The sequence below is a fragment of the Novosphingobium sp. BL-S-20 genome, from assembly GCF_055521635.1.
The window spans coordinates 1,374,879-1,398,752 of record NZ_CM145493.1; the positions used below are offsets into that span (position 1 = coordinate 1,374,879).

Consider the following 23,874-nt stretch of genomic DNA (forward strand, 5'->3'; position numbering starts at 1 on the left):
CGAAGTAAATTGCCGACGAGTTGAGCGGGGCGCAACCACAACCTTCGTTTAGGTCAACGGCGCATGGCACCGTTCGGGATATCGCCGGTCAGGCCAGCGGCACGGCCAGTACGATCCGCGTACCCGGACGCAAGTTTTCCCGGAACAGGGTCGCATCTATCCTTGCCGCCAGCGCCTCCATCAACTGCATGCCGAAGCCGCCGCCACTTTCGCCCTCCGCTCGTCCGACCCCGTCATCTTCCACGCTCAGCCGCAGGGCATAAGGGCCTGCCAGCCGCAGTTCGATCCGCACTTCACCGGGAGCCTGGCTCGGATAGGCATATTTGCAGGCATTCAGCACGCATTCCGAAACGATCAACCCCATCGCCCCAGCCAGACGCGCGGGCACCGAAACCGGATCGGCCCTCACCCGCAACCGCCTTCCCCCCGCCACGTCGCAGCACCCCGCCTCCATCTGGTTCACCAGGGTCCTGAGGTAGCCGCCCGCATCGACGGCGCCGGTCTGCACAGGCCGGGTGAGCTGGCGGTGCACCCCCGCGATGGCACCGATCCGGCCAAGCATGCGGTCGAACACCAGCCCGGCGGCAGGGTCCGCCAATTCGCGCTTCTCGGCCGCCACCATCGCCATGAGCAACTGGAGATTGTTGGCGATGCGGTGATCGCTTTCCCGCTCGATTTCCTCTCCGGGCACCGGCGTACCGAAAGGCTGAATGGCGCGATCGCCGGGACCTTCCCGGTGCGACGAACGTTGGACCATCGACATCGTGCATTCCTTCTGGATCTGCCCTGCCTGGAACCGCGCCTGTTGGCGGAACGGGCAAACTGCGGGCGGAGCGATTGCTGTGCCATGTTGTCGCCCCATGCTTCCCTCTTTTCCATCATACGGTAGTTTGGTTCTCCTCCGCTGAGGTTGGGGATTGCGGCATTCCATGCCCACTCCCCCCAAACCAGCGTATGATGGCGGCGGCGCGCAGAAGCGATCACATGGAGAAGGACCGGGCAGGTTCCGCAGGCCGCCGGCCCGAAAATCGCCTGCACCGGCGCATCACACGAGGGACCATGAGCACGATCGAAACGCGCCAACACCAGACGTTCCCGGTACTTTCGGCGCAGGAACTCTCGCTCGCCCAACGCTTCGCCAGCGGGCCGCAGCGCCGTTTCGCTCCTGGCGAGGCCGTCTATGCCATCGGCGACCGCGAGGCGCCGACCTGGCTGGTCCTCGAAGGGACAATCGAGGTCGAGCGGCGCGACGGTCTCAGCCGCGAGGCCCGGATCACCACTCATGGTCCCGGCCAGTTCAGCGGCGAAATCAACCAGCTTGCAGGCCGCCCCTCGATCGCGGGCGGAACCGCCGGACCGGAAGGCTGCACCGCGCTTCCGATCGACGCCGCCCATCTGCGCGCCCTGATGATCGGCGCAGCCGAACTGGGTGAGAAAGTGATGCGCGCGCTGATCCTGCGCCGGGTCGGCCTGATCGAGGAAGGCGGCGCCGGACCGATCATCATCGGCGTGCCGCAAAGCGCCGATGTCGTGCGCCTTCAGGAATTCCTGCGCCGCAGCGGTTATCCCTCGCTGGTGCTCGACGTGAGCAGCGACGAGGAGGGCAAGGCCCTCGTCGAGCGGCTCGGCGTCGAGCCTGCGCAATATCCGCTGGTGGTCTGTCCCAGCGGCTCGATCCTGCGGCGCCCCCGCGAAGAGGAACTCGCCGCCTGCCTCGGTCTCACCTCGCATCTCGATCCCGACATGCTCCACGACGTAGCGATCGTCGGTGCCGGTCCCGCCGGTCTGGCAGCGGCGGTTTATGCGGCATCGGAAGGGCTGTCGGTCGTCGTGCTCGATGCGCGCAGCATGGGCGGGCAGGCCGGCGCCTCAGCGCGGATCGAGAACTACCTCGGCTTCCCCACCGGCATTTCCGGGCAGGCGCTGGCCGGGCGCGCCTTCAACCAGGCGCTGAAGTTCGGCGCGCGGATCGCCATCCCCGTCGCGGTCGGGGCGCTCGAAAGCGAGGACGATCATTTACGGATCGACCTTTCCGCCCAAGGCCACGTCAAGGCGCGGAGTGTGGTGATCGCCTCAGGCGCGCGCTACCGCCGGCTCGCCATCGCAGGCCTCGAACGTTTCGAGGGCGCGGGCATCTCCTACTGGGTCTCGCCCGTCGAAGCACGACTCTGCGCGGGCGAGGAAGTGGCACTGGTCGGCGGCGGCAATTCCGCCGGACAGGCCGTGGTCTACCTTGCCCCGCAAGTTCGCAAACTCCACCTGATCGTGCGGCGCGGCCTCGAAGAAACGATGTCGCGCTACCTGATCGAACGTATCGCCGAACTGCCCAATGTCGAGATTCACGTTGGCTCGGAAGTCGTCGCCCTGGAGGGGCACGAGGACGGCACGCTTTCCACTATCAGCATTCGCAGCCACGACGGCACGGTCACGCAGCGCCCTTTGCGCCACATGTTCCTGTTCATCGGCGCCGATCCCAATTCCGATTGGCTCCCGGCCCAGGTCGAAAAGGACCCGAAGGGCTTTGTCGTCACCGGCGGCGATACCAATCTGCCGCTGGAAACCGCCATGCCCGGCGTCTTCGCCATCGGCGACGTGCGCGCCGGCTCCACCAAGCGGGTCGCCGCCGCTGTCGGTGAAGGCGCCGCGGTCGTCTCGCAAATCCACGCCCTCTTCGCCCGAAAGGACGCACCATGAATTCCTGCCGCCACAGCTCGACGATCAACGAAGTCACCCCCAGCGCGCGCGGCTGCGAGGAGTGCCTGAAAATCGGCAGTCCCTGGGTCCACTTGCGCCTGTGCCGAAGCTGCGGCCATGTCGGCTGCTGCGACGAAAGCCCGCACCGTCACGCCCGCGCCCATTTCCAGCAGACGCATCACCCGATCATCGAAGGCTACGACCCGCCCGAGGGCTGGGGTTGGTGCTACGTCGACGACATGGAGATCGATCTTCCCGACCAGACCCCGCAATGGGGACCCATTCCGCGGTTCTTCTAGGAACCTCGGCCGCGAACCGGAGCAACACCGGTTCCACCTTGCCGGGCAGCGCAGGTCATTCCCCCTCCCCCGACCCCGCCTGCGCTGTCCGGCTTTTCCCGTTCCTGAAATTCCACGGAAAGCGGCTCGCGGCTCTTTCCTCCGCGCGAAACGATCCCCATGTTCCCGCCCAAGGAGAACATCATGCCGACTTACGAAAAAACCGAAGAGGCCATCGCCCGCCTGACGCCCGAGCAGTTCCACGTCACCCAGAACAGCGGCACCGAGCGCCCCGGCTCCGGCGAATATCTCTACAACAAGAAGCCTGGCATCTACGTCGATATCGTCTCGGGCGAGCCGCTCTTCGCCTCCTCCGACAAGTACGAATCCGGCTGCGGCTGGCCCAGCTTCACCAAGCCGATCGAACCGGCCAACGTGAACGACATCGTCGACCGCAGCCACGGCATGATCCGCACCGAAGTCCGCTCGGCCCACGGCGACAGCCACCTCGGCCATGTCTTCGAGGACGGCCCGCGCGATCGCGGCGGCCTGCGCTACTGCATCAATTCCGCCTCGCTGCGCTTCGTGCCGCGCGAGGACATGGAGACCGAGGGCTACGCGTCCTATCTCGATCAGGTCGAGGACGCCTGACGCTCAATCGCGCGCCTGTCTCGCCGCATCGGTGAGATAGGCGCGCGGCTTCACGTCGCGCATCGCCAGCGTCGTGTTGAAATGGCGCACGCCGGGAAGACGGCGCAGGCGATTGCGCAGGAAGTGGTCGAGATCGGGCATGCCGCCGGTCATGACGTGGAGCATATAGTCGAAATCGCCGACGACGGCATGGCAGGTCAGCACCGCCGCTTCCTCCGCCACCGCCCGCTCGAAGGCCTCGTGCCGGTCGAACTCGATCGAGACATGGACGAAGGCGCTCGTGCCGAGACCGATCGCCGACGGATCGATCACCGCCCGGTAGCCGGTGATGACCCCGGCCTTCTCCATCGCCTGCACCCGCTTCCAGCTCGGCGTCTTGGACAGCCCCGCCGCATCGCCCAGCCCCGCAAAACTGAGCCGCGCATCATGCTCCAGCGCCGCGAGAATACGCCTGTCGACGGCGTCGAGTGGCAGGTCCTTCGACATCGAAACGATCGTTCCCTGAAAATTCATTCAACACGCCATACGTTCTTCATATAGCGCCTACAGGCTACCGATTGGGACCAATGTCCCACAAGGGCGGTGCTATTGCCCTCCCACACAATCCCCGGGAAGACAACATGGAACGCCGCAAGGTCTACGAACTGCTCGAAGCGCCCGCCGCGCTCGACTACGAGCTCTACCTCAACACCGAAAAGCTGCTGACCTGCCAGAAGCCCTTCGACGACCTCGCCAATGCCGACGAACTCCAGTTCCAGATCGTCCATCAGGTCGAGGAACTCTGGATGAAGCTGATGGCCTACACCGTCGTCGCGGTGGACGAATACTTGCGTGAGAAACAGGCCTTCCGGGTGGTCACGCTGCTCGGTCGCTGCCATCGCATCATGCGGATGATGACCGACCAGCTCGACCTGCTGGAAACGATGTCGCCCAAGGAATACCAGCAGATCCGCCTGCAACTCGGCAATGGCAGCGGCCAGGAATCGCCGGGCTTCCGCGTATTGCTGCGGATCATTCCCGATCTCTGGGAGACGTTCGATCAGGCCTATGTCACCGGCGCCGGACGCACCGTGCGCGAAATCTACGACCATGGCTATAACCATGACGAAGCCTATGCCGTGGCCGAAGCGCTGATCGAACTGGACGAGCTGTTTGGCAAGTTCCGCTGGCATCACCTGTTCCTGATCCACCGCTCGATCGGGATGGGCTCGGCCTCGCTCAAGGGGCGCTCGGTCGATCTTCTCCAAGCGGGTGCGAAACATCGCTTTTTCCCGGAACTTTGGGACGTACGCGTGGAAATGACCGACGAATGGGGCCATGACTACGGCCGCGTTCGGGAAAGCATTGCGGAAAAGGCGGACCACTGATTCATGCATGACCTGTTTCATGTCCCGGAGGGCGGCCCCTACCTGTTGACCCATTCCGTCGGCTGCCTGCCCCGCAAGGCGCGGGAGGTGATGGAGGCCAGCTATCTCGCGCCATGGCAATCGACCGGCGGCGCGGCCTGGGGGCCGTGGCTGGACGAGATCGAACGGTTCCGCGCCGCCGTCGCCGCGCTGGTCGGCACGGATGCCGCCGAAATCGCGCCCCAGCAGAGCGTGTCCTCGGCGCTGTTCTCGCTGCTTTCGGGGCTGCGTCCAGCGCCGGGCCGGAACCGGGTGCTGATGTCCGAGCAGGCCTTCCCGACCGTCGGCTACGTCGCGCAAGGACTGGAACGGCTCGGCTTCGAGACCCGCTTCATCCCCGCAGCGCAGTCGCCCGGAGGCGCGGAGAACTGGGAACGCCACTTCGACGGCAGCGTTGTGGCCGTCGTCGCCATGCACGTCCATTCGAATACTGGCGTCACTTCGCCCATTGCGGAGATTGCGGAGATTGCCCGCCGCCATGGCGCGCTGTCCATCGTCGATGCCGCCCAATCGGCGGGTATCCTGCCGGTAGCCCCGCGCGAATGGGGCATCGACGCGGTGATCGGATCGAGCGTGAAATGGCTCTGCGGCGGCCCCGGCGCGGCCTGGCTCTGGCTGCGAAGCGACCTCACCGAGACGCTCGAACCACTCGATCTCGGCTGGTTCGGGCACGAAAACCCCTACGAGTTCGACATCCGCCGTTTCCGCCATGCACCAGATGCCCGCCGCTTCCAGGGCGGCAGCCCCTCGATCGCCCCTTTCGCCCTAGCCCGTGCTGGGATCGAAACCGTTCTGAGCATTGGTCAGAGCGAGATCCTGCGCCACAACCGCGCCTGCATCGTCGCCTTCACCGAAGCGGTGGGGCACCCCGTCGCCATGGACAATCGCGGCGGTACGCTGTGCCTTACTTTCGAGGATATCGAGGCACTCCGCGCGGCCCTTGCCCCCGGCGGCTTCCACTACGACTTGCGCGGAAACTGCCTGCGCGCCTCGTTCCACGCCTGGAACACTCCCGAACAAGCCGCCCTGCTGGGCCGCGCCCTTGCCGAAGCGGGCTTGACGTTCCAACTCGCCTCCTGACGACAAATCCCCGAAAAACTGACGGAAAAGACCTCCCCCTGCGCCGAAATCCCTTCGGCGCACGGTGGAGCGCGCTCGGCAAGCGCAGACAAGGTTTGCAAGGAGAAACATATTCTCTACTGTTTCAGTTGAGAATGACTCATATACCTCCCTCGTCCGCCACTCCGAGAGAACCCGCCATGCCCGTCAATCTGCCTACCAACCTTCTGCGAAGTTTCGTGGCTATCGTTGACACCGGATCGATGCTCCATGCCTCGGAGCGGGTCTTCGTGAGCCAGTCCGCGCTCAGCCTGCAGATCAAACGACTGGAGGAACTGCTCCAGCAGGCCCTGTTCCACCGCGAAGGACGGCGGCTGACGCTGACACCTTCGGGAGAACTGATGCTCGACTATGCGCGCAAAGTGCTCAACCTGCATGACGAGGCCGTAGCCGCCGTAACCGCCGGACAGTTCACCGGCCCCGCGCGGATCGGTATGGTGCAGGACTTTGCGGAAATGCTCCTTTCCGGCCTGCTCGCCCGCTTCGCCGAGCTTCACCCCGAAGCCCAGCTCTATTCGCGCGTCGCCGGAACCGCCGAACTTCTCGGCCAGCTCGAAACCCGCCAGCTCGACATTGTGCTGGGCTTTGCCGCCAACAACGATCCCAGCGCCATCGCCAGCACGCCGATGGCCTGGTACGGCAAGTCCGAACTGGCGCAGCAGGAGACCATCCAGCTCGCCGTGCTGGAGCCGCCCTGCCGTTTTCGCGAAGCCGCGATCCGGGCGCTGGAAGATGCCGGAAGGCCATACCGGATCTCGGTGGAAACGCCCAATCTCACCGCCTTGCGCGCCGCCGTCGACGCCGGTCTCGGCCTGACCTGCCGTACCCCGCTGTTCCTGCGCGATTCTCCGCTGGTAGAAGAGGGACTTCCCGATCTCCCCAACGTCTCCTGCATTCTCCAGACCGCGCCGGGACTGGAAGGACCGACTGGGCAACTGGCGAAACTGGCCCGCGAAGTGGTTGCTTCCCTGCAACCCGAAGTTCCCATAACGCGCATACCTGTCGAAATTACATAGTATACATATCGACAAGCCGACGAGGATCGTCATCATCGGCGGCAGCGGATCGCACCGATTCAGCATGCCATAAACTTCCGGCCGACCGGCAAAGGAGTACCGATGACTTCCCCGACCTCTCGTTTTGCGCGCAAGACCCTGCGCGCGCTGGCCCTTGGCGGGCTGCTTTCCGTGTCCGCCGCTGCCCTCGCGGCACCTGCGCCAAAGTTCGATGTTGCGCGCGTCTCGAACGATATCAAGACTCTTGCCAGCGACGAATTCGAAGGCCGCGGCCCCGCCACCCCGGCGGAAAAGAAGACCATCGACTACCTCGCCGCGCAGATGAAGGCCGCCGGTCTCCAGCCTGCCGGTGAAAAGGGCACCTGGTTCCAGGACGTGCCGCTGCGCATGTCGAACATCGTCGGCACGCCCAGGCTCTCGATGACGATCGGCACTGCCGCCACCCCGCTGTCGCAGGGCGAACAGATCGCCGTGCGCGCCGCCGAGACCGGCCAGACTGCGGTCGATTTCAAGGACCTGCCGCTGGTCTTCGTGGGCTACGGCGTGAAAGCCCCGGAACGTGGCTGGGACGACTTCAAGGGCATGGATCTCAAGGGTAAGATCATGGTCGTGCTCGTCAACGACCCCGATTTCGAGGGCGGTGAGGGCGACTTCGGCGGCAAGCTGATGACCTATTACGGCCGCTGGACCTACAAGTACGAGGAAGCCGCGCGCCAGGGCGCCGCGGGCGTACTGGTGATCCACGAGAGCGAACCTGCCTCCTACGGCTGGGCGACCGTCAAGAACTCCAACACCAATACGATGTTCGACATCGTCCGCGCCGACCCCAAGTCCGCGCATACGCAAATGGAAGGCTGGATCCAGAAGGACCTCGCCGCCCAGCTGCTGAAGGCATCGGGCATCGATTTCGAAGCCGCCAAGGCCGCCGCGCGCAAGAAGGACTTCCAGCCGATCCCGCTCAAGGCGACGATGAGCGCGAACTACGGCGTGAAGTCGGAAATCATCACCTCGCACAACGTGGCGGGTCTCGTGCGCGGCTCGAAGTATCCCGACGAGACGGTGATCTACTCGGCCCACTGGGACCACCTCGGCATCGGCCTGCCCGACGCCAAGGGCGACCGCATCTACAACGGTGCGCTGGACAATGCTTCCGGCACCGCCGCCCTGCTCGAACTCGCCCGCGCCTATGCCAAAGCGAAACCCGAGCGCTCGGTGTTGTTCCTGGCAGTGACGGCCGAGGAAAAAGGCCTGCTCGGCTCGGAATTCTATGCCGACAATCCGCTTCGTCCGCTGGCGACCACCGCCGGTGTCATCAACATGGACGGCCCCTTCGCGGCTGAAAAGACGCTGGACTTCAGCATTTCCGGCGCCGCCAAGCTGGACCTGCTGACCCTGCTGACCGAAGAAGGCGGCAAGCTCGGACGCCACTACACGCCGGACGCGCGCCCCGAAGCGGGCAGCTTCTACCGCTCGGACCACTTCCCCATGGCCAAGCGCGGCGTTCCCGCCATCTCCTACGATGCGGGCAGCGAACTGGTGAACGGCGGCGCGGCGCGCGGCAAGGAACTGGCCGACATCTACACCCGCGATCGCTATCACCAACCCGCCGATGAGTACGACGCCACTTGGAACACCAGCAGCTGGACCGGCGACCTGACGCTGCTCTACAACCTCGGTGATCGTCTCGCGAACAGCCACGTCTGGCCAAACTGGTCGCAGGACAGCGAATTCCGCGCCACCCGCGACGCATCGGCGGCATCGCGCAAGTAAGATGTCAGGTCCTGCCCTAGAACGGTGCAATCGTTTCAGGGCAGGATTGCCCTCAGGCGGAACAGTGAAGATAGGACCGATCCGGTCTACTTTCCGACTTGCAGGCGCGGTGTACCGGCTAGAAAATATTCCCCGAGCATAAAGAATGACTTCGCCGCTTGGCAAAGTTCAAATCGCCGGAAATGCCGATGCCGTTGCAATCCTTGCGACGACCTGCGTTTCCGGATGGTTATCGCCGCAATGACTTTATTTTCACTTGCCCGCCCTGGTAGGCTGCGGCAATTTTTCCAGGCGACGAAAAGAACCCGTTACACCCGAAAACACCCTGCGGGTCGCACCCCGGTTTGAAAAGCGCCCGGTTTGAAGGGCGAAGGCCAGAAAGAGCGACAAACAATAGCTCCAGGGCCGCAAAAAATAGCCCGAAGGCCATAAGACCTTCGGGCCAGTAAATGGGGCTGCTCTGTTACGAGCCGCCTTCGGGTCGCACCTCATTTGTAGAGTTCGAAATCGTGAGACCCTGTGACGGGGATCACGCCCAACGATGATTTAACGCCTCGTGCATTCCATCCCCCGCAAGAATTGGCTAAGTTGCCGAAATTGGCTAACTGGGATGCAATCGCATCGACGGCGCATAGGTCCACGGTCGTTATGGGGACGTCCGGTACCGATATGCGGCATGTCGAGGTGATTGCTCGGCCGGGGGCAGAGTCATTGGATTTCGAAGTACAGATCGAGGCGATAACCGCGATTTTTCGCTGTGATCGGCATTCTGCCGAGGCACTCGCGCGCGTGCTCATCCCGCAACGCCTTTCGGCAAAGGATATCCTCGCCCGCCAGGGAGAGCCTTCGCACAATTGCTGGCTGGTGATCGACGGTGCCTTGCGAGTCGAGACTTATGGCCTGGAGGGTCAACGCCAGCAGGTCGCCCAGTTCGGCCCCGGCGAATTCTTCGGTGCTTACCCGGCGGCGACGGTCCATCGCGCCGAAATCAATGCCTTGCTCGATTCCCAACTGCTCTGCGCCGAAGCGGTCAAAATCTCCGAACTCGTGGCGGGCAATGTACAGATCGCCGCAGGCATGGCTCGACTGCTGGCCCGCCAACTCGACCGTGCGCTCGATCGCATGGTCACACGGATGACCTACAGCGCGGCCGGCCGGGTCTATGCCGAACTTCTGGCCCTGGCCGACGGGCGTGAGCATATCGCGCCGCCACCGCGCGTCACCGCTCTGGCGCTGGGTGCCAATACCACCCGTGAAACGGCAAGCCGCGCGATCGCGGCACTCATTCGCCGCGGGATCATCAGCCGCGACGATGAGCAATTGACCATTCATGCCCCGCGGATGCTGGCAGAATTGATCTGCTGAGACCAGAAAGTCAGGACGTCAGCGGATAATAAAGTCCGATCGGAACGTCACCCAAAGTCGTGACAACTTCCCCCGCCGACTCGAAACGACAGTGCGGAGCAAGCAAGTCGAGCGCCGCGATCTGAGGCCAGGACGCACAGATACTGCCTGGCGGCGCTGCCCGCGCCAGCAGGATCGCCAGTTCCCCTGAAAATTCCAGGTCCTCGCCCGGTTCGACGGCACGATGGTCAAGTCCCAGCCGAATTTCCGGCATGACGCGCGACAGCGAAACCGCATAGTCCATGGCCGTCACGAGATCGTCGAAAGCGAGGATGCTTGCCCCATCGACGATCGTCTCCGCCTCGGGCTGTGCGGCGGGAATGGCGGGAAGCGTGTCCGTCGATGCAATCAACGCGAGGTTCCGCGCCGGATCAAGGCAACCACCGCGTGCGGGTAGCGATTCCGCGAGAACGACTTGCCGAATGGGCAAGCCCTGTGCGCGCCATTCGATTTCGGAAAGAGCCGCGACATCCGTCGGTCGCGATACGTGCAAGGCAACCGCACGCGTCGCCAGGCTGCGGGCATGGCGCAAGGCAAGCCCCATCGCCACGCGGGAACCGCTGAGGATTGCCGCCTCGGACAGGCCGGCATTGGCATCGAGCGCCTCCACCACATCCGCCTCGTCGATCAGTCGATCGAAACGCCGGGTCCAGAGGTCACCATAATGCGCGACCGAAATTTCACGAAAACGGGCTACCGAAGTCGGCAAGACGACGTGAAGATGGGCACCGCGCGCCTGCGCCATTTCTGCCACGAGAATGTCGGTGCCGGCGGCCAGCGCCCCGAAGACTGCACCCGGACGAATTTCGTCCAGCGCGTCTTCGATCCGTGCGCGGACTTCGGTTTCGTCTTGCGGAAGTCCGATAATCCCCGAAAAATAGAGACTGGGTGGCGGCTGCAGATGATCGAAATAATCCGGCGCATGGCCAAGCCGTTTCAATATCCGCCGGAACTGCCGCAAGGTAACGGCATGATCCTCCCAGGCCTGCGGTGCCGCCTGCATGGCCCGCTCCAATGCCGTGCGACTGGCCAGCCGATCATCCAGCAGCAGATGCGCTTCCGCCTCGGTAGCAGCGAGCCAATAGAGGGTTTCCGCCTCGTGTTCGCCGCTTGCCAGAATCGTCAGAATTCGTCCGGCCAGTTCTCGGGCTTCCGCGGAACGATCGTTCAGGAAAGCGATCGTGGCCGCGTTGATGAGGGGATAAGTCGCCGGACGCTCCCCTGCCGCTTCCAGATAGGTTTCCTGCGCCTGCTTCAGAAGCCGCGCCCGGTCGTAGCCCTCCGCCTGGAAACCCCGGTCCTTGAGCAGCCTGCCCTTCAGACTCAGCGCGTCCGGAGCCGAGGATGCCGAAAGCCCGGCATCCTGGAACATCCGCCAGGCCCGCCGGGTGTCGCCCGCGCGCGCGATCTGCCGGATTCTGGCTAGGGCAGGAAGGGTCACGCTCGCACCTCTTGATGGAAGACTCGGAATTCCGGGTTCGGACTCAATTCGGCGGCGGGTTCTTGATGTCAGGGTCAATCGTCAGACCGATCCATTTGGGATCGCACCGGGTGCCCTGCATCAAGTCCACGTTGATGTTGAAGCGATGCTTGGTGCCGAGCTTACCGCCCTGATTGTATCGCGCCTGGAATGTCACTTTCTTGTAGCGATCGAGTTCCGCGTCGTAATCGCCGTATTCGAGAGCACCGTAATAGGAAGACAGGGCTTCCTTGGTCGTAATCGCATCCCACTCCTTGGAAAAGTAGAGTTGCTCACCGACGAGTTCGATATCGACTTTCGTATTGCAGGTGATCGGGATGTAATCGACATCTTCGCCGCAGACGCCGTAGTTCAGCGAAATCCTGCCGCAATCGACCTCCAGCGTGACCTTGAACAGAATCGCTTCGGCATCATCATCAAGCCCCAGATCTATGGATGGCGAAAGCCCGTACTGGGTATAGTTGAGTGTCGACATGGTTTTACCTCAATCTTCGAACGGACGGGCCAGTCTGATCTGCCACATCCGCCAATCGTTGTTTTCCGGGTCGGATTCGATAAGCCTGGCAACGTCCTGCCGGGCTTCCTCCCTCATGCGACGGGCCTGCGCCTTGTCGCCGAGACTATAAAGCAATTGCGAGTTTGAATAGCGCGCCAGCATCCAATCCTGCTGGTAGGTCACGTTCTTCGGATCTTCCCTGATGAGCCGCTGGATGATCGCGCCCTGTTGCGCGCGCTCCTGCAAGGCTTCCGCGTTACGGCCCTGCGCCCTGAGCGCATCCGCCATCCAGGCATGGCGGTTGGCGATGTCGGCATCGACGCTGCGATCCTTCGGCGCCAGGTGGGCGACCCGCTCCATCGTGCGCAGCGCGTTGCCGCACTCCGCAAGCTGATCCGGCGGTCCCTTGCGGGTGACGGCAATGGTGCAGATATTGCCCTCAGCATAAGCGAGTTCGCGCCAGTAGGCCTGGTTTTCGGGCACCAGGCGGACGAGATGCTCGGCCAGGGCGCGATATGCGATGAAGCGCGGCAGCGCCTTTTCATGGCGACCGGCGATGAAGTCGACATAGCCGAGCCAGAATTCGCTCTGGGCATGAGCGAAAATGCGCGAGGGGTCGCCGGGATCGGCGGCCAGCAGCGTTCCGGTAACGCGATGCGCCTCGGCGAACTTGGCCACGGCACCGGCATAGTCGCCGCGCTTGTGATCGTCCTCGCCCATGGCATGAAGGATGCGGGCGCGGCGTTCCAGCGAGTCCGGCGGCAGCCCGTCGAGATCGGACTGGTCCGCGTAATAGCCGAGCGCCCGCTCGTTGACGGATCGCAGCACATCCAGACGGCCGACTCCTTCCAGCCGCTGCCTGAGATCCGTCAACATGAACTCGATCAACCCTTCGGCCTGCCGTCTCTGGTGCTCGGCTTCCATCTGCGCCCGCAGCGCAAAGATCAGCATCAGGGCCATCGATAGAGTAAGCAGGACGGTAAGAAGCGTGATCGCGATCACGCGGCGCAATTGACGCTGCGCGTCGCGCTGGATGATCTGGTCGAGCGCGATGCCGGTCAGCCCCGCGACGATCTTCAGGCGGGCGAGCTTCGGACCGTCATGATCGGCGCGGAAATCCGCCGCGATCGGTTCGTGGGTAACTCCCTTGGCATCCGGACCGACCAGCGAGGCCGGGAAGCTCTCCTCCGGCTCGCCCTCCAGCAGCGCGGCGATGACTGGGCGGTCAGGGTGGAGGCTGCGGAACAGCTCGATCTCGGCATCGACCCAGCGCGAATTCTTTGCAGCCGGTGAACAGAGCACCAGCAGGACGTCCGACTGCGAGAGCGCCTGCCGCACTTCCTGGTCGAGGCTTGACGCCGCCGGAAGCTCGGCGCGGTCGCGGAAGATCGGCGTCAACCGCCGCGGCACGACGCCCGAGCGGGTAACCGTGCCGACCAGGCGCGCCGGGATGCGGTAGGATTCCAGCCAGCGGTGCAGCTTGCCCGCGAAGCGCTCATCGACGTGACTATAGCTCAGAAACGCGCGATAACGGCGCGTTTCCTCGATCCCGACGATGTCCTCTTCCGCCGTCATCGGCGACCAACGACCATCTGCTAACGCCCCTGAACGCACTCTTGCGGTTTTGATTGCGACGCACAGCCCGTTCGCCGCCCCGAACGCTTGCCGTGCTTCACCCCTAACAGATGCGCTATCGAGCGCAACGCCCGAAAAGTGCAGCCAATTCCAATGCTCCACACCGGACCTTTCCCATGACCGGACCAGTCGGGCAAGGAGGCGTTTGACTTAACCCGCCTTCGGAGTGATCCTCGCCCCAGGAGATGTGATGAGTCGGAACGGCAATAGCGCAGGGTTGCGCCACGTCGATGTGGTTCTGGACGCGGTGCGCTCGCCGAGCAGCGCCGGGGTTTCGTCGGTGACGGCATCGTGGTGTCGCTCGCTCCTTCATCACGGCCTCGATCCCGCCACTGGCGCCAAGCGCGCGCGGGTCGATTTTTCCACTCTCGGCCATCACCGTGCCGAGCACGAAACACTCCTCGCCGTCGCCGCCCCCGTGCTCGATCAGATGTTCCGCTCGGTCGGACGATCCGGCTGCGGCGTGATCCTCAGCGATCCGACCGGGATCGTCCTCGACCGCCGCGTCAGCGACGGCGATGCCCCCGAATTCGACGCCGTCGGCCTGGTCGAGGGCGGGCGCTGGAGCGAGGCGGAGGAAGGCACCAACGGCATCGGCACTTGCCTCTTCGAGGATCAGCCGGTCGTCATCCACCGCGACCAGCACTTCGCCAGCCGCAATGTCGGCATCAGTTGCATGGATGCCCCGCTCCACGATCCCTTCGGGCGGCTGGCAGGTGCGCTCGACGTTTCCAGCTACCGGCAGGACCATGGACCGGCGATGGCAGAGCTGGTCTCGGCCCTCGTGCGCGACGCGGCACGGCGGATCGAGCGGGACTATTTCTGCAGTCACTTCGCCGAATCGCGAATCGTCTTCCTGGCCGACGATCCGGTCCACGGCACCGCGCTGCTCGCGACCGACCGCGACGATCTCGTCATCGGAGCCAGCCGCGGCGCACGCACGCGGCTGCGCTTGACAGACGCCCTGCTCGCCCGCCCTCGCCCGCTCGATCAGGTGCTGGGCGCCAACTCCCCCGGCCCTTCGTTCGAGGACAGCGACCGCAGCGTACTGCGACAGGCGCTGGCACAGGCGGGCGGCAATGCCAGTGAGGCGGCGCGCATCCTCGGCGTCGGCCGGGCGACGCTCTATCGCCGCATGGCCAAGGCGGGGCTTTCCCGCTAGTCCCGCCGAATACGAAAACTGTCTCGCGACTGAGACAGCAGAGCGCAACCAGCCCTCGCCCCCGGCTTTCGCAATCCATTCCAGTGCGCAACACTCCTCTTCGACGAGACGCCAATCAGGCGCCGCAAGAGAGGATAGACTTCCGTGGACGCACCTGTTCAGGACCGGGCCGCACTCAAGGCTCCCTTCGCCGCCCGCTACGACAACTTCATCGGCGGCGCCTGGGTTGCCCCGAAGGCCGGGCGCTATTTCGACAACACCTCTCCCATCACCGGCAAGGTCGTCGGCCAGATCGCCCGCTCGGACGCTTCCGACATCGAGGCCGCGCTGGATGCCGCCCATGCCGCTAAGGACGCCTGGGGCAAGGCCTCGGTCGCCGAGCGCTCGCGCGTACTCAATCTCATCGCCGACCGCATGGAGGAGAACCTCGAACGCCTCGCCGCCGCCGAGACCTGGGACAACGGCAAGCCGATCCGCGAGACCCTGGCCGCCGACGTACCGCTCGCCATCGACCATTTCCGCTACTACGCGGGGGTGATCCGCGGCCAGGAAGGCTCGATCAGCGAGATAGATCAGGACACCGTCGCCTACCACTTCCATGAGCCGCTCGGCGTCGTCGGGCAGATCATTCCCTGGAACTTCCCGCTGTTGATGGCGGCCTGGAAGCTCGCCCCGGCGCTGGCGGCAGGCAATTGCGTGGTGCTCAAGCCTGCCGAGCAGACCCCCGCCTCGATCATGGTCTGGGCCGAGATCGTCGGCGACCTGCTGCCTCCGGGCACCCTCAACATCGTCAACGGCTTCGGCCTCGAAGCGGGCAAGCCGCTCGCCTCATCCAGCCGCATCGCCAAGATCGCCTTCACCGGCGAGACGACCACCGGCCGCCTCATCATGCAATATGCCAGCGAGAACCTGATCCCGGTCACGCTGGAACTCGGCGGCAAATCGCCCAACATCTTCTTCGCAGACGTCGCCGAAAAGGACGACGAATTCTTCGACAAGGCGATCGAGGGCTTCGTGATGTTCGCGCTCAACCAGGGCGAAGTCTGCACCTGCCCCAGCCGCGCGCTGATCCAGGAAAGCATCTACGAGCGCTTCATGGAACGCGCCCTTCAGCGCGTTGCCGCGATCGTCCAGGGCAACCCGCTCGATCCGGCGACGATGATCGGCGCTCAGGCCTCCTCCGAGCAACGCGAGAAGATCCTCTCCTATTTCGACATCGGCCGCCAGGAAGGCGCGGAAGTGCTGATCGGCGGCGAGGCGGCCGAGCTACAGGGCGAACTTGCGGGCGGCTATTACGTCAAGCCGACCGTGTTCAAGGGCCACAACAAGATGCGGATCTTCCAGGAGGAAATCTTCGGCCCGGTCGTTTCCGTCACCACCTTCAAGGATGCCGACGAGGCGCTCGAAATCGCCAACGACACGCTCTACGGCCTCGGCGCCGGTGTCTGGAGCCGCGATGCGAACACCTGCTACCGCTTCGGCCGCGAGATCAAGGCCGGGCGCGTCTGGACCAACTGCTACCACGCCTATCCAGCCCATGCGGCGTTCGGCGGCTACAAGCAGTCCGGCATCGGCCGCGAGACCCACAAGATGATGCTCGACCACTACCAGCAGACCAAAAACATGCTGGTGAGCTACAGTCCCAAGAAGCTCGGATTCTTCTGAGCTTCGTCCCCCGGCGCGCCCCGCTCCGCTCTCTCCCGTAAGCGGGGCGCGCCCTCAAACCCCGACCACCTGACCATCCCAGAGAGGAATGTTGCAATGGCCAAGACCATGAAGGCTGCCGTCGTGCGTGAATTCGGCAAGCCCCTGACCATCGACGAAGTGCCGGTGCCCGAAGTCGGTCCCGGCCAGATCCAGGTGGCGATCCAGGCCTCGGGCGTCTGCCACACCGACCTTCACGCGGCCGAGGGCGACTGGCCGGTCAAGCCCAACCCGCCGTTCATTCCCGGCCACGAGGGCGTGGGCTTCGTCAGCCAGGTGGGCGCGGGCGTCACCCATGTGAAGGAAGGCGACCGGGTGGGCGTGCCCTGGCTCTACAGCGCCTGCGGCCACTGCGTCCATTGCCTCGGCGGTTGGGAAACGCTCTGCGAAACGCAGGAGAACACAGGCTATTCGGTCAATGGCGGCTTTGCCGACTATGTGATCGCCGATCCCAACTACGTGGGCCATCTTCCCGGCAATATCAGCTTCACCGAGATCGCGCCGGTGCTCTGCGCGGGCGTCACGGTCTACAAGGGCCTGAAGATGACCGATACCAAGCCCGGCGACTACGTGGCGATCAGCGGCATCGGCGGGCTGGGCCACATGGCGGTGCAATACGCCGTCGCCATGGGGCTGAACGTCGCGGCCATCGACATCGACGATGCCAAGCTCGACCTCGCCCGCAGGCTGGGCGCGACGATCACGGTGAATGCCCGCAACGAGGACCCCGCGACGATCATCAAGCGCGAGACCGGCGGCGGCGTCAACGGCGCACTGGTGACGGCGGTGAGCGAAAAGGCCTTCGCGCAAGCGGTGGGCGTGGTCGCGCGCGGCGGGACGGTCGCGCTCAACGGCTTGCCGCCGGGCGATTTCCCGCTCAACATCTTCGGCATGGTGCTGAACGGCATCACCGTGCGCGGCTCGATCGTCGGCACCCGGCTCGACTTGCAGGAGTCGATCGATTTCGCCGCGCAGGGCAAGGTCAAGGCGACCGTCGAGACCGCGAGGATCGAGGACATCAACACGATCTTCGAACGCATGCACAAGGGCCAGATCGAAGGGCGCATCGTCCTCGACATGGCAAGCTGACCAAGGAGGTTCGCCGGGGTGACGAATGAGGTAGAACGGGTCGCCGCCACCCCGGCGGCACTTGCCCTTATTGCGGAACTGACCGCCGAGTACGGCCCGGTCCTGTTCCACCAGTCCGGCGGCTGTTGCGACGGCTCGTCGCCGATGTGCTATCCGCAGGGCGAGTTTCGTATCGGCGAGGGCGACATCCTGCTGGGCGAAGTGGGCGGCGCGCCGGTCTATATCGGCCGTGCGCAAGGCGAGGCCTGGGCGCATACCCAGCTGATCCTCGACGTCGTACCCGGCCGGGGCGGCATGTTCAGCCTCGACAACGGACGCGAGCAGCGGTTCCTGACCCGCGGACGGGTCTTCAGCGAGGAGGAGTTGCGGTGTCTGGCGGAGGGATCGGGGATGCCCTGAAGCGGCACCGTTCCCCACTCCGCGAAATGCCCCGAACGCTCACCAAGTCATCCTAAACACACAACGTCATCCTGAACTTGTTTCAGGATCCATCATGCCGCCTGCCCCGCCGTTCGATCGACAATCCCCCATCGCCGCGTCCTTCCCGCAGACGATCGGAGGAGGCCCAGCAATGGATCCTGAAACAAGTTCAGGATGACGAGTGCGGTAAACGGAAGGTATGCGTTACCAACCTGTCTATCAAAACCTCAGCGGGCACCCACAGCCCCGATCGTGAACGAATAAGTCAGCGGCTTGAGGGCAATGCGATAGGGCATATGCGCCCGGCCATCGAGGTTCCAGCCGGTGTCTCCGCCAACGCCCGCCTGCGCCGCGTCGATCAGCAGCGTGCCGTTGCCATACGGGCGGATGTCCGAGCTATGCGCCTGCGACGGCGGCCTGGTCGCCAGATCGGCGTAAGGGAACGCCAGTGCGTTGACCGAGAGCGGCTGAGCGCCGGTCACACGCAATCCCGTTTTTGGCCCAGTCTTCCCGCCGGTCAGTTCGATCCAGCGCACGTCGGTCTTATTGCCGGATTCCTGCGGGCGGGCATAGTCGTGGAACTGGTCCGCGAGCGCCCCCCGCCACTGCGCGATCAGGCCACCCGTCTTGCGGTCGGCATAAGTCTCCTGCGGCCCGCGCCCGAACCAGCGGACCTGATCGAGCATGCCCGGCGTCTCGAAGGCCAGACCCACACGCAGCGGATCGGGCAGGGTATCGCGCAGCGGTTCGAAGTGGACAGTAACGCCCACGCTGCCATCCGCGACCATCGTCCAGCGCGTCGCGGTCTTCACCGAACCAACGCCCATGTCGTGGTGGACGACGATGGCGTTGCCGGCGCGCTCGATCGCCTCGACACGGCGGTGCTCGGAGAAGTACTGCCACATGGCATGGCTCTTGGGCACGCCCGAACCGAGATCGTTGTCGGTGGGCGAACGCCAGAAGTTCGGCGCGCCGCCGGTCAGCAGCAACTTGCCGCCGCGCTCGTAGCGGGTGACGAGGCCGGTCGCCTTGTCGATCTCCAGCACCGCATCGCCCGAAGCGAGGCGCAAGGTCGAGCCGGTCTCGCTCGGGGCGACGGCACCGGCAGCAACCGGAACCACGGCAGGCGCGGAAAGTTCGAACTGCTCCCAGCCGACGACATGCCCGGCAGGCTGGGTCGGCACCGCGCCGGCCCTGGCCCGGGCGCGCAGCACGAGGATGCGCTCGGCAGCCGCGTCCTTGGCCGCCGGAACCGGCACGGTGAGCGCCGCCGATGCTCCCGCCACCACCTCGGGCGTCGCCAGCGCGCCATGGGCCACGTCCTTGCCGTTCTCCATCACCGTCCAGTCGAGCGTGAAGCGCGAGAGGTCGATATGGTCGTGGCGGTTGAGCACGCGGTAGCCGCCCCCGTCATGCGTGAAGGCGATCGGCGCCTGCACTTTGGCCAGTTCGTAATATTCCGGATCGGGCGTGCGATCAGCCTGGATCACGCCGTCGCCCACCGGGCTGTCGTCGCCATGGACGCCGGGTGCCTTCGGATCGGGATCGTAGTCCAGACCCTGCCCCCAGTAGGTCCGCCCGTCCTTGTCCTTCAGTTCCATGGTCTGGTCCACCCAGTCCCAGATGAAACCGCCCTGCAGCTTGGGATAAGCCCGCATCGTATCCCAGTAGCCCTGAAGATCGCCCAGACTATTGCCCATCGAGTGCGCATATTCGCAAAGGATCAGCGGCTGGGTGAAGTTCGGGTCCTTGGCGTAGTCGATCATCTTCGGCACGTCGTCGTACATCGGCGCGAAGATATCGACGTAGCTGTTGGTCGGATGGCGCCAATTGCTCATGCTCCAGCCGAGGAAGTTGATGAGCCGCGTGGGATCGTTCTCCCGCACCCACTTGCCCGCCGCCTCGAAGTTGGGGCCGACGCCGCTCTCGTTGCCGAGCGACCAGAAGATGATCGAGGGGTGGTTGCGGTCGCGCTGCACCATGCGCTCCACGCGGTCGAGGTGCGCGGCCTTCCACTTGGGATCGGTGCCGAGGAGGTACTGGGGATCGTTGTCGTGCTGCTGCGAGAGGCTGAGATAGCCGTGGCTCTCGATATTGGCCTCGTCCATGACGTAGAGGCCGTATTCGTCGGCCAGATCGTAGAAGCGCGGGTCGTTAGGATAGTGGGAGGTGCGCACGGCGTTGACGTTGGCCGCCTTCATCAGCTCGATATCGCGGCGCATCGTCGCTTCGGAGACGACGTGGAAAGTCTTGGGGTCGTGCTCGTGGCGGTTGACGCCGCGGATCATGATGCGCTTGCCGTTCACGCGCACTTCGCCGCCGGCGATCTCCACGGTGCGGAAGCCGATCTGGCGGCTGGTCGCCTCGACCAGCTTGCCCTTGTCGTCGAGCAGTTCGACCAGCAGCGTGTAAAGCTGCGGGTCTTCGGCGGACCATGTGCGCACGGCGGGAATGGAGGCGGCGAGCGTCACCGCGCCGCCTTCCGCAGCGCCCTCGCGCGTCAGCACTTCGCGTTTTCCATCGAGTACGGTCGCCCGCACGCGCATGGCAGCAGGCTGGCCGCCGAGGTCGACCTTCAGGCCCAGCTTGCCGTCGCGGTAGTCGTTCTCCAGCCCGGCATCGACGGTGAGGTCGCGGATATGCGTGGCGGGCGCGGCGTAGAGCGTCACGCTACGCTCGATGCCGTTGACGCGCCAGAAGTCCTGATCTTCCAGATAGCTGCCATCGGCAAAGCGGTAGAGTTCGATGGCGACGGTGTTTGTACCCGCATGGGCATAACGCGTCACGTCGAACTCGGCGGGCAGCTTGGAGTCCTCGGAGTAGCCCACGCGCTGACCGTTGACCCAGATGTAATAGGCCGCACCCGCCGCGCCGACCGTCAGCAGTAGCTTGCGGCCCGACCAACTGGCCGGAACCGTGAATTCACGGCGGTAGGAGCCGACTTCATTGAGGCTATGATCGATCCACGGCTGGTTGCGCGGGAAGGGATAGCCGCTGCCGACGAAGACCGGGCGACCGTGCCCTTCGGCCTGGAGAATGCCGGGCACTTTCATCGTGCCCCAGCCGCTCACGTCGAAGTCCGGCTTGAAGAAATCGGCCGGGCGGCTTTCCGGCGTGGGCGAGAGGTGGAACTTCCACTCGCCATCCAGCGAGAGGTGATAACGCGATTTCGCCACATCGCGGGACAGCGCACCGGCGCGGGTATCGAACCCGTCGAAGGTCGTGTGCATCGGCTCGGCGCCCTGGCGGAGCACTTCCGGCTGTTCCCATTCTGCCGGAGCATTCTCGGCCTGCGCCGGAACCGCCAGAAGAAGACCCGCCACGAGAGCACCAATCGCGCTGCTACCCAGAAATTGTCGCACTCGTTCAAGCCCCTTGCCGATGGGCGCTGTGCCGCATCTGTTTCATATATCGTATACTTACAACCCGAGATTGCAACGGGGTTCCCCTGCGATGTATCCCATCCCTATTGCTCGTCCCGCTCCATCACGGGGTGAAGCCCAGGAGAAGCCCGTGTTCCGCAAACTGTTCGTCGATCATCCCCGCGCCGTGAACGAGACTTACGGCGAGCACTGGCTCGTCGCCAATCGCTTCGGCGTGCTGATGATCTTCGCGGGACTGGGCGCGATCGTCCACGGCTTCATTCCCGGCCTGATGACCCGCACCGGCAGCAACATGATCCGCAAGCTCCATGGCGAGATGACAAATCGCCAACCGCGCGTTCCGGCACCGGCAAAGCCGTCCGCACCGCCACGCGGCGAATGGCAGCTCGAATACGAAATCTGAACGTCACCGCGCGATTTTTGCAACCGCAAGTCGGGGTGAATTGCGCTAGGATCATCTTTCCTGCCGGGTCGGCGGGTTACATTTTTGCGCTGTTGCGCCTATACCCCGCCCGTCGGCACGCCCGTGTGACAGATGGACGGCCTTCTGCGGAGGGGACCCTTTCGGTCCCGCGAATTCGAAAGTTGCCCATGCCATCCCCCCTTCCCAGCGCAGGCCCCATGTTGAGGCCGCGTCGTCGCGGCATGGCTTCGGTCAATGCGGAAGTTCGGGACGGCATCGTGCCCGCCGCCGGTTCGCTCGCCAAGACGCGCGACGAAGGACCTGCGACATCGGGCGCCAATTACCGGCTGGTGGCGCTCATCATCGCCTCCGCCCTCTTCATGGAATTCGTGGACTCGACGGTGCTCGCCACCGCCCTGCCGACGATGGCGCGCGATTTCGGCGTCCGCCCGCAAGAGATGAGCGTCGCGCTCACCTCCTATCTTCTGGCGCTGGCGATCTTCATTCCCGCCTCCGGCATGATCGCCGACCGCTTCGGATCGCGCACCGTGTTCCGCACCGCCATCCTGCTGTTCGTTCTCGGCAGCCTGGCCTGCGGACAGGCGATTTCGCTGGAGATGATGGTCGTCTCGCGCTTCCTGCAGGGCATAGGCGGCGCGATGATGATCCCGGTGGGGCGGCTGGTGCTGCTGCGTTCGGTCGCCAAGCAGGACATGGTCAATGCCATGTCCTGGCTGCTGGTGCCCGCGCTGATCGGCCCGATCATCGGCCCGCCGCTCGGCGGACTGATCGTGACCTATCTGGACTGGCGCTGGATCTTCTACATCAACCTGCCGATGGGCGTGCTGGGCTTCTATCTGGTCGGCCGCTTCATCGCCAATATCCGTGAGGACGATCCCGGCCGCTTCGACACGCCCGGCTTTGTGCTGAGCGGGTTGTCGCTCGGCTGCCTGCTGTTCGGTTTCGAGATGGTCAGCCGCCCCGGCGAGGGCCTGACCGCCTCGGCGCTGATCGCGATCGGCCTCGTCACCGGCCTGTTCTACGTGCTCCACGCCCGCAAGCGCGAGAACAAGGGCGAGAGCGCGATCCTCGACCTCTCGCTCATGCGCGACAATACCTTCCGCCTCTCGGTCATCGCCGGTTCGATCACGCGCATCACTCAGGGCGCGCAGCCGTTCCTGCTGCCGCTGATGATGCAGGTGGGATTCGGCTTCTCCGCCGCGCGCAGCGGCACGATCACCGTGGCGACGGCGATCGGCTCGCTCGCCATGAAGAGCTTTGCCCCGCGTGTGCTGCGCCGCTTCGGCTTCCGCCGCGCGCTCGTGTGGAACGGGGTGATCGCCACGGCGGGCTATGCGATCTGCGGGCTGTTCAGCCCGAGCTGGCCGGTCTGGACGATGTTCTGCGTGCTGGCGCTGTCCGGCTTCTTCATGTCGTTCCAGTTCACCGCCTACAACACCATCGCCTACGACGGCATCGACAAGAAGCAGATGAGCCGCGCCACGGCCTTCTACTCGACGTTCCAGCAGCTCATGCTTTCGCTGGGCATCTGCGTGGCGGCCATGGCGCTCCATCTGGCGATGATGGCCGGCGGCCACGAGACGCCGACGCTCACCGATTTCTCGATCGCCTTCTGGGTGGTGACGACGATCTCGCTGACCGCCACGCTGTGGAACCTGCGCTTCGCACCGGATGCCGGATCGGAAATCAGCGGCCACGCCCCTGCCGAGGACGACGACCCCCGCAAGGAAGCCGCCTGAATTG

General features: G+C 64.5%; 20 protein-coding genes. 14 read left to right on the forward strand and 6 right to left on the reverse strand.

Features of this window, described 5'->3' with window-relative positions:
* Positions 1-88 precede the first annotated feature (88 nt).
* Positions 89-763 carry a sensor histidine kinase gene (locus ACZ1II_RS05690; protein WP_465143449.1) on the reverse strand — a complete coding sequence of 225 codons (675 nt, stop codon included), beginning with the start codon at positions 761-763 and terminating at the stop codon, positions 89-91.
* 296 nt (positions 764-1,059) lie between these two features.
* Between ACZ1II_RS05690 and ACZ1II_RS05695 the strand changes: the two genes are divergently transcribed.
* The 3 genes from ACZ1II_RS05695 (at position 1,060) to msrB (ending at position 3,623) form a co-directional block, all read left to right on the forward strand.
* Positions 1,060-2,694: an FAD-dependent oxidoreductase gene (locus ACZ1II_RS05695; RefSeq protein WP_465143450.1), complete on the forward strand. Its 1,635-nt coding sequence runs from the start codon at positions 1,060-1,062 to the stop codon at positions 2,692-2,694.
* Positions 2,691-2,993 carry a UBP-type zinc finger domain-containing protein gene (locus ACZ1II_RS05700; protein WP_465143451.1) on the forward strand — a complete coding sequence of 101 codons (303 nt, stop codon included), beginning with the start codon at positions 2,691-2,693 and terminating at the stop codon, positions 2,991-2,993. Before ACZ1II_RS05695 ends, ACZ1II_RS05700 begins: the two co-directional genes overlap by 4 nt.
* A gap of 183 nt (positions 2,994-3,176) precedes the next feature.
* On the forward strand, positions 3,177-3,623 hold the full coding sequence (msrB, locus tag ACZ1II_RS05705; RefSeq protein ID WP_465143452.1) for a peptide-methionine (R)-S-oxide reductase MsrB: 447 nt from the start codon (positions 3,177-3,179) through the stop codon (positions 3,621-3,623).
* A 3-nt stretch (positions 3,624-3,626) separates the two neighbouring features.
* Here the strand turns inward: msrB and ACZ1II_RS05710 are convergent, their stop codons facing one another.
* The gene (locus ACZ1II_RS05710) at positions 3,627-4,136 is read right to left on the reverse strand and encodes an Lrp/AsnC family transcriptional regulator (RefSeq protein WP_465143453.1); all 510 of its coding nucleotides are present in this window, start codon (positions 4,134-4,136) and stop codon (positions 3,627-3,629) included.
* A 107-nt stretch (positions 4,137-4,243) separates the two neighbouring features.
* Between ACZ1II_RS05710 and ACZ1II_RS05715 the strand changes: the two genes are divergently transcribed.
* From ACZ1II_RS05715 to ACZ1II_RS05735, 5 genes are all read left to right on the forward strand, one after another.
* On the forward strand, positions 4,244-4,990 hold the full coding sequence (locus ACZ1II_RS05715) for a tryptophan 2,3-dioxygenase family protein (RefSeq protein WP_465143454.1): 747 nt from the start codon (positions 4,244-4,246) through the stop codon (positions 4,988-4,990).
* A 3-nt stretch (positions 4,991-4,993) separates the two neighbouring features.
* Positions 4,994-6,109, forward strand: coding sequence for an aminotransferase class V-fold PLP-dependent enzyme (locus ACZ1II_RS05720; RefSeq protein WP_465143455.1), 1,116 nt, complete (start codon positions 4,994-4,996; stop codon positions 6,107-6,109).
* A 179-nt stretch (positions 6,110-6,288) separates the two neighbouring features.
* Positions 6,289-7,164 carry a LysR substrate-binding domain-containing protein gene (locus ACZ1II_RS05725; RefSeq protein ID WP_465143456.1) on the forward strand — a complete coding sequence of 292 codons (876 nt, stop codon included), beginning with the start codon at positions 6,289-6,291 and terminating at the stop codon, positions 7,162-7,164.
* 102 nt (positions 7,165-7,266) lie between these two features.
* Positions 7,267-8,934, forward strand: coding sequence for a M28 family metallopeptidase (locus ACZ1II_RS05730; RefSeq protein WP_465143457.1), 1,668 nt, complete (start codon positions 7,267-7,269; stop codon positions 8,932-8,934).
* 519 nt (positions 8,935-9,453) lie between these two features.
* On the forward strand, positions 9,454-10,299 hold the full coding sequence (locus ACZ1II_RS05735; RefSeq protein ID WP_465143458.1) for a Crp/Fnr family transcriptional regulator: 846 nt from the start codon (positions 9,454-9,456) through the stop codon (positions 10,297-10,299).
* A 10-nt stretch (positions 10,300-10,309) separates the two neighbouring features.
* Here the strand turns inward: ACZ1II_RS05735 and ACZ1II_RS05740 are convergent, their stop codons facing one another.
* Genes ACZ1II_RS05740 through ACZ1II_RS05750 form a run of 3 tightly spaced genes read right to left on the reverse strand, consistent with a single transcriptional unit; the run spans position 10,310 to position 13,889 of the window.
* Positions 10,310-11,779, reverse strand: a complete 1,470-nt coding sequence (locus ACZ1II_RS05740) for a TRAFs-binding domain-containing protein (protein WP_465143459.1) — start codon at positions 11,777-11,779, stop codon at positions 10,310-10,312.
* 43 nt (positions 11,780-11,822) lie between these two features.
* Entirely contained in the window at positions 11,823-12,293 is a 471-nt protein-coding gene (locus ACZ1II_RS05745) for a nucleotide synthetase (protein WP_465143460.1), read from the reverse strand.
* A gap of 9 nt (positions 12,294-12,302) precedes the next feature.
* On the reverse strand, positions 12,303-13,889 hold the full coding sequence (locus tag ACZ1II_RS05750; RefSeq protein WP_465143461.1) for a TIR domain-containing protein: 1,587 nt from the start codon (positions 13,887-13,889) through the stop codon (positions 12,303-12,305).
* A gap of 250 nt (positions 13,890-14,139) precedes the next feature.
* Here ACZ1II_RS05750 and ACZ1II_RS05755 point away from each other — a divergent pair, with 250 nt between their 5' ends.
* The 4 genes from ACZ1II_RS05755 to ACZ1II_RS05770 all read left to right on the forward strand — a co-directional run bounded on the left by ACZ1II_RS05755 (position 14,140) and on the right by ACZ1II_RS05770 (position 18,303).
* On the forward strand, positions 14,140-15,111 hold the full coding sequence (locus tag ACZ1II_RS05755) for a GAF domain-containing protein (RefSeq protein ID WP_465143462.1): 972 nt from the start codon (positions 14,140-14,142) through the stop codon (positions 15,109-15,111).
* Between the two features lie 144 nt (positions 15,112-15,255).
* On the forward strand, positions 15,256-16,776 hold the full coding sequence (gene adh / locus ACZ1II_RS05760) for an aldehyde dehydrogenase (RefSeq protein WP_465143463.1): 1,521 nt from the start codon (positions 15,256-15,258) through the stop codon (positions 16,774-16,776).
* 96 nt (positions 16,777-16,872) lie between these two features.
* The gene (adhP, locus tag ACZ1II_RS05765) at positions 16,873-17,904 is read left to right on the forward strand and encodes an alcohol dehydrogenase AdhP (RefSeq protein ID WP_147220946.1); all 1,032 of its coding nucleotides are present in this window, start codon (positions 16,873-16,875) and stop codon (positions 17,902-17,904) included.
* Positions 17,905-17,922: 18 nt separating this feature from the next.
* Complete coding sequence (locus ACZ1II_RS05770) at positions 17,923-18,303, forward strand: DUF779 domain-containing protein (RefSeq protein ID WP_465143464.1); 381 nt, start codon at positions 17,923-17,925, stop codon at positions 18,301-18,303.
* A gap of 248 nt (positions 18,304-18,551) precedes the next feature.
* On the opposite strand, the gene ACZ1II_RS05775 is transcribed toward ACZ1II_RS05770, so the two are convergent.
* Positions 18,552-21,686: a glycoside hydrolase family 2 TIM barrel-domain containing protein gene (locus ACZ1II_RS05775; protein WP_465143465.1), complete on the reverse strand. Its 3,135-nt coding sequence runs from the start codon at positions 21,684-21,686 to the stop codon at positions 18,552-18,554.
* A 151-nt stretch (positions 21,687-21,837) separates the two neighbouring features.
* Here ACZ1II_RS05775 and ACZ1II_RS05780 point away from each other — a divergent pair, with 151 nt between their 5' ends.
* Positions 21,838-22,110: a DUF6356 family protein gene (locus ACZ1II_RS05780; protein ID WP_465143466.1), complete on the forward strand. Its 273-nt coding sequence runs from the start codon at positions 21,838-21,840 to the stop codon at positions 22,108-22,110.
* A 218-nt stretch (positions 22,111-22,328) separates the two neighbouring features.
* Positions 22,329-23,870, forward strand: coding sequence for an MDR family MFS transporter (locus ACZ1II_RS05785; RefSeq protein WP_465144535.1), 1,542 nt, complete (start codon positions 22,329-22,331; stop codon positions 23,868-23,870).
* The last annotated feature ends 4 nt before the right edge of the window (positions 23,871-23,874 follow it).

What these genes read in the sequence shown, in the direction of transcription:
- ACZ1II_RS05755 (WP_465143462.1), top strand. Translation starts at nt 14,140, where the DNA reads ATGAGTCGGAACGGCAATAGCGCAGGGTTGCGCCACGTCGATGTGGTT.
- msrB (WP_465143452.1), top strand. Translation starts at nt 3,177, where the DNA reads ATGCCGACTTACGAAAAAACCGAAGAGGCCATCGCCCGCCTGACGCCC.
- ACZ1II_RS05725 (WP_465143456.1), top strand. Translation starts at nt 6,289, where the DNA reads ATGCCCGTCAATCTGCCTACCAACCTTCTGCGAAGTTTCGTGGCTATC.
- ACZ1II_RS05695 (WP_465143450.1), top strand. Translation starts at nt 1,060, where the DNA reads ATGAGCACGATCGAAACGCGCCAACACCAGACGTTCCCGGTACTTTCG.
- ACZ1II_RS05785 (WP_465144535.1), top strand. Translation starts at nt 22,329, where the DNA reads ATGTTGAGGCCGCGTCGTCGCGGCATGGCTTCGGTCAATGCGGAAGTT.
- ACZ1II_RS05715 (WP_465143454.1), top strand. Translation starts at nt 4,244, where the DNA reads ATGGAACGCCGCAAGGTCTACGAACTGCTCGAAGCGCCCGCCGCGCTC.
- ACZ1II_RS05745 (WP_465143460.1), bottom strand. Translation starts at nt 12,293, where the DNA reads ATGTCGACACTCAACTATACCCAGTACGGGCTTTCGCCATCCATAGAT.
- adhP (WP_147220946.1), top strand. Translation starts at nt 16,873, where the DNA reads ATGGCCAAGACCATGAAGGCTGCCGTCGTGCGTGAATTCGGCAAGCCC.
- ACZ1II_RS05700 (WP_465143451.1), top strand. Translation starts at nt 2,691, where the DNA reads ATGAATTCCTGCCGCCACAGCTCGACGATCAACGAAGTCACCCCCAGC.
- ACZ1II_RS05730 (WP_465143457.1), top strand. Translation starts at nt 7,267, where the DNA reads ATGACTTCCCCGACCTCTCGTTTTGCGCGCAAGACCCTGCGCGCGCTG.
- ACZ1II_RS05750 (WP_465143461.1), bottom strand. Translation starts at nt 13,889, where the DNA reads ATGACGGCGGAAGAGGACATCGTCGGGATCGAGGAAACGCGCCGTTAT.
- ACZ1II_RS05690 (WP_465143449.1), bottom strand. Translation starts at nt 763, where the DNA reads ATGTCGATGGTCCAACGTTCGTCGCACCGGGAAGGTCCCGGCGATCGC.
- ACZ1II_RS05710 (WP_465143453.1), bottom strand. Translation starts at nt 4,136, where the DNA reads ATGAATTTTCAGGGAACGATCGTTTCGATGTCGAAGGACCTGCCACTC.
- ACZ1II_RS05720 (WP_465143455.1), top strand. Translation starts at nt 4,994, where the DNA reads ATGCATGACCTGTTTCATGTCCCGGAGGGCGGCCCCTACCTGTTGACC.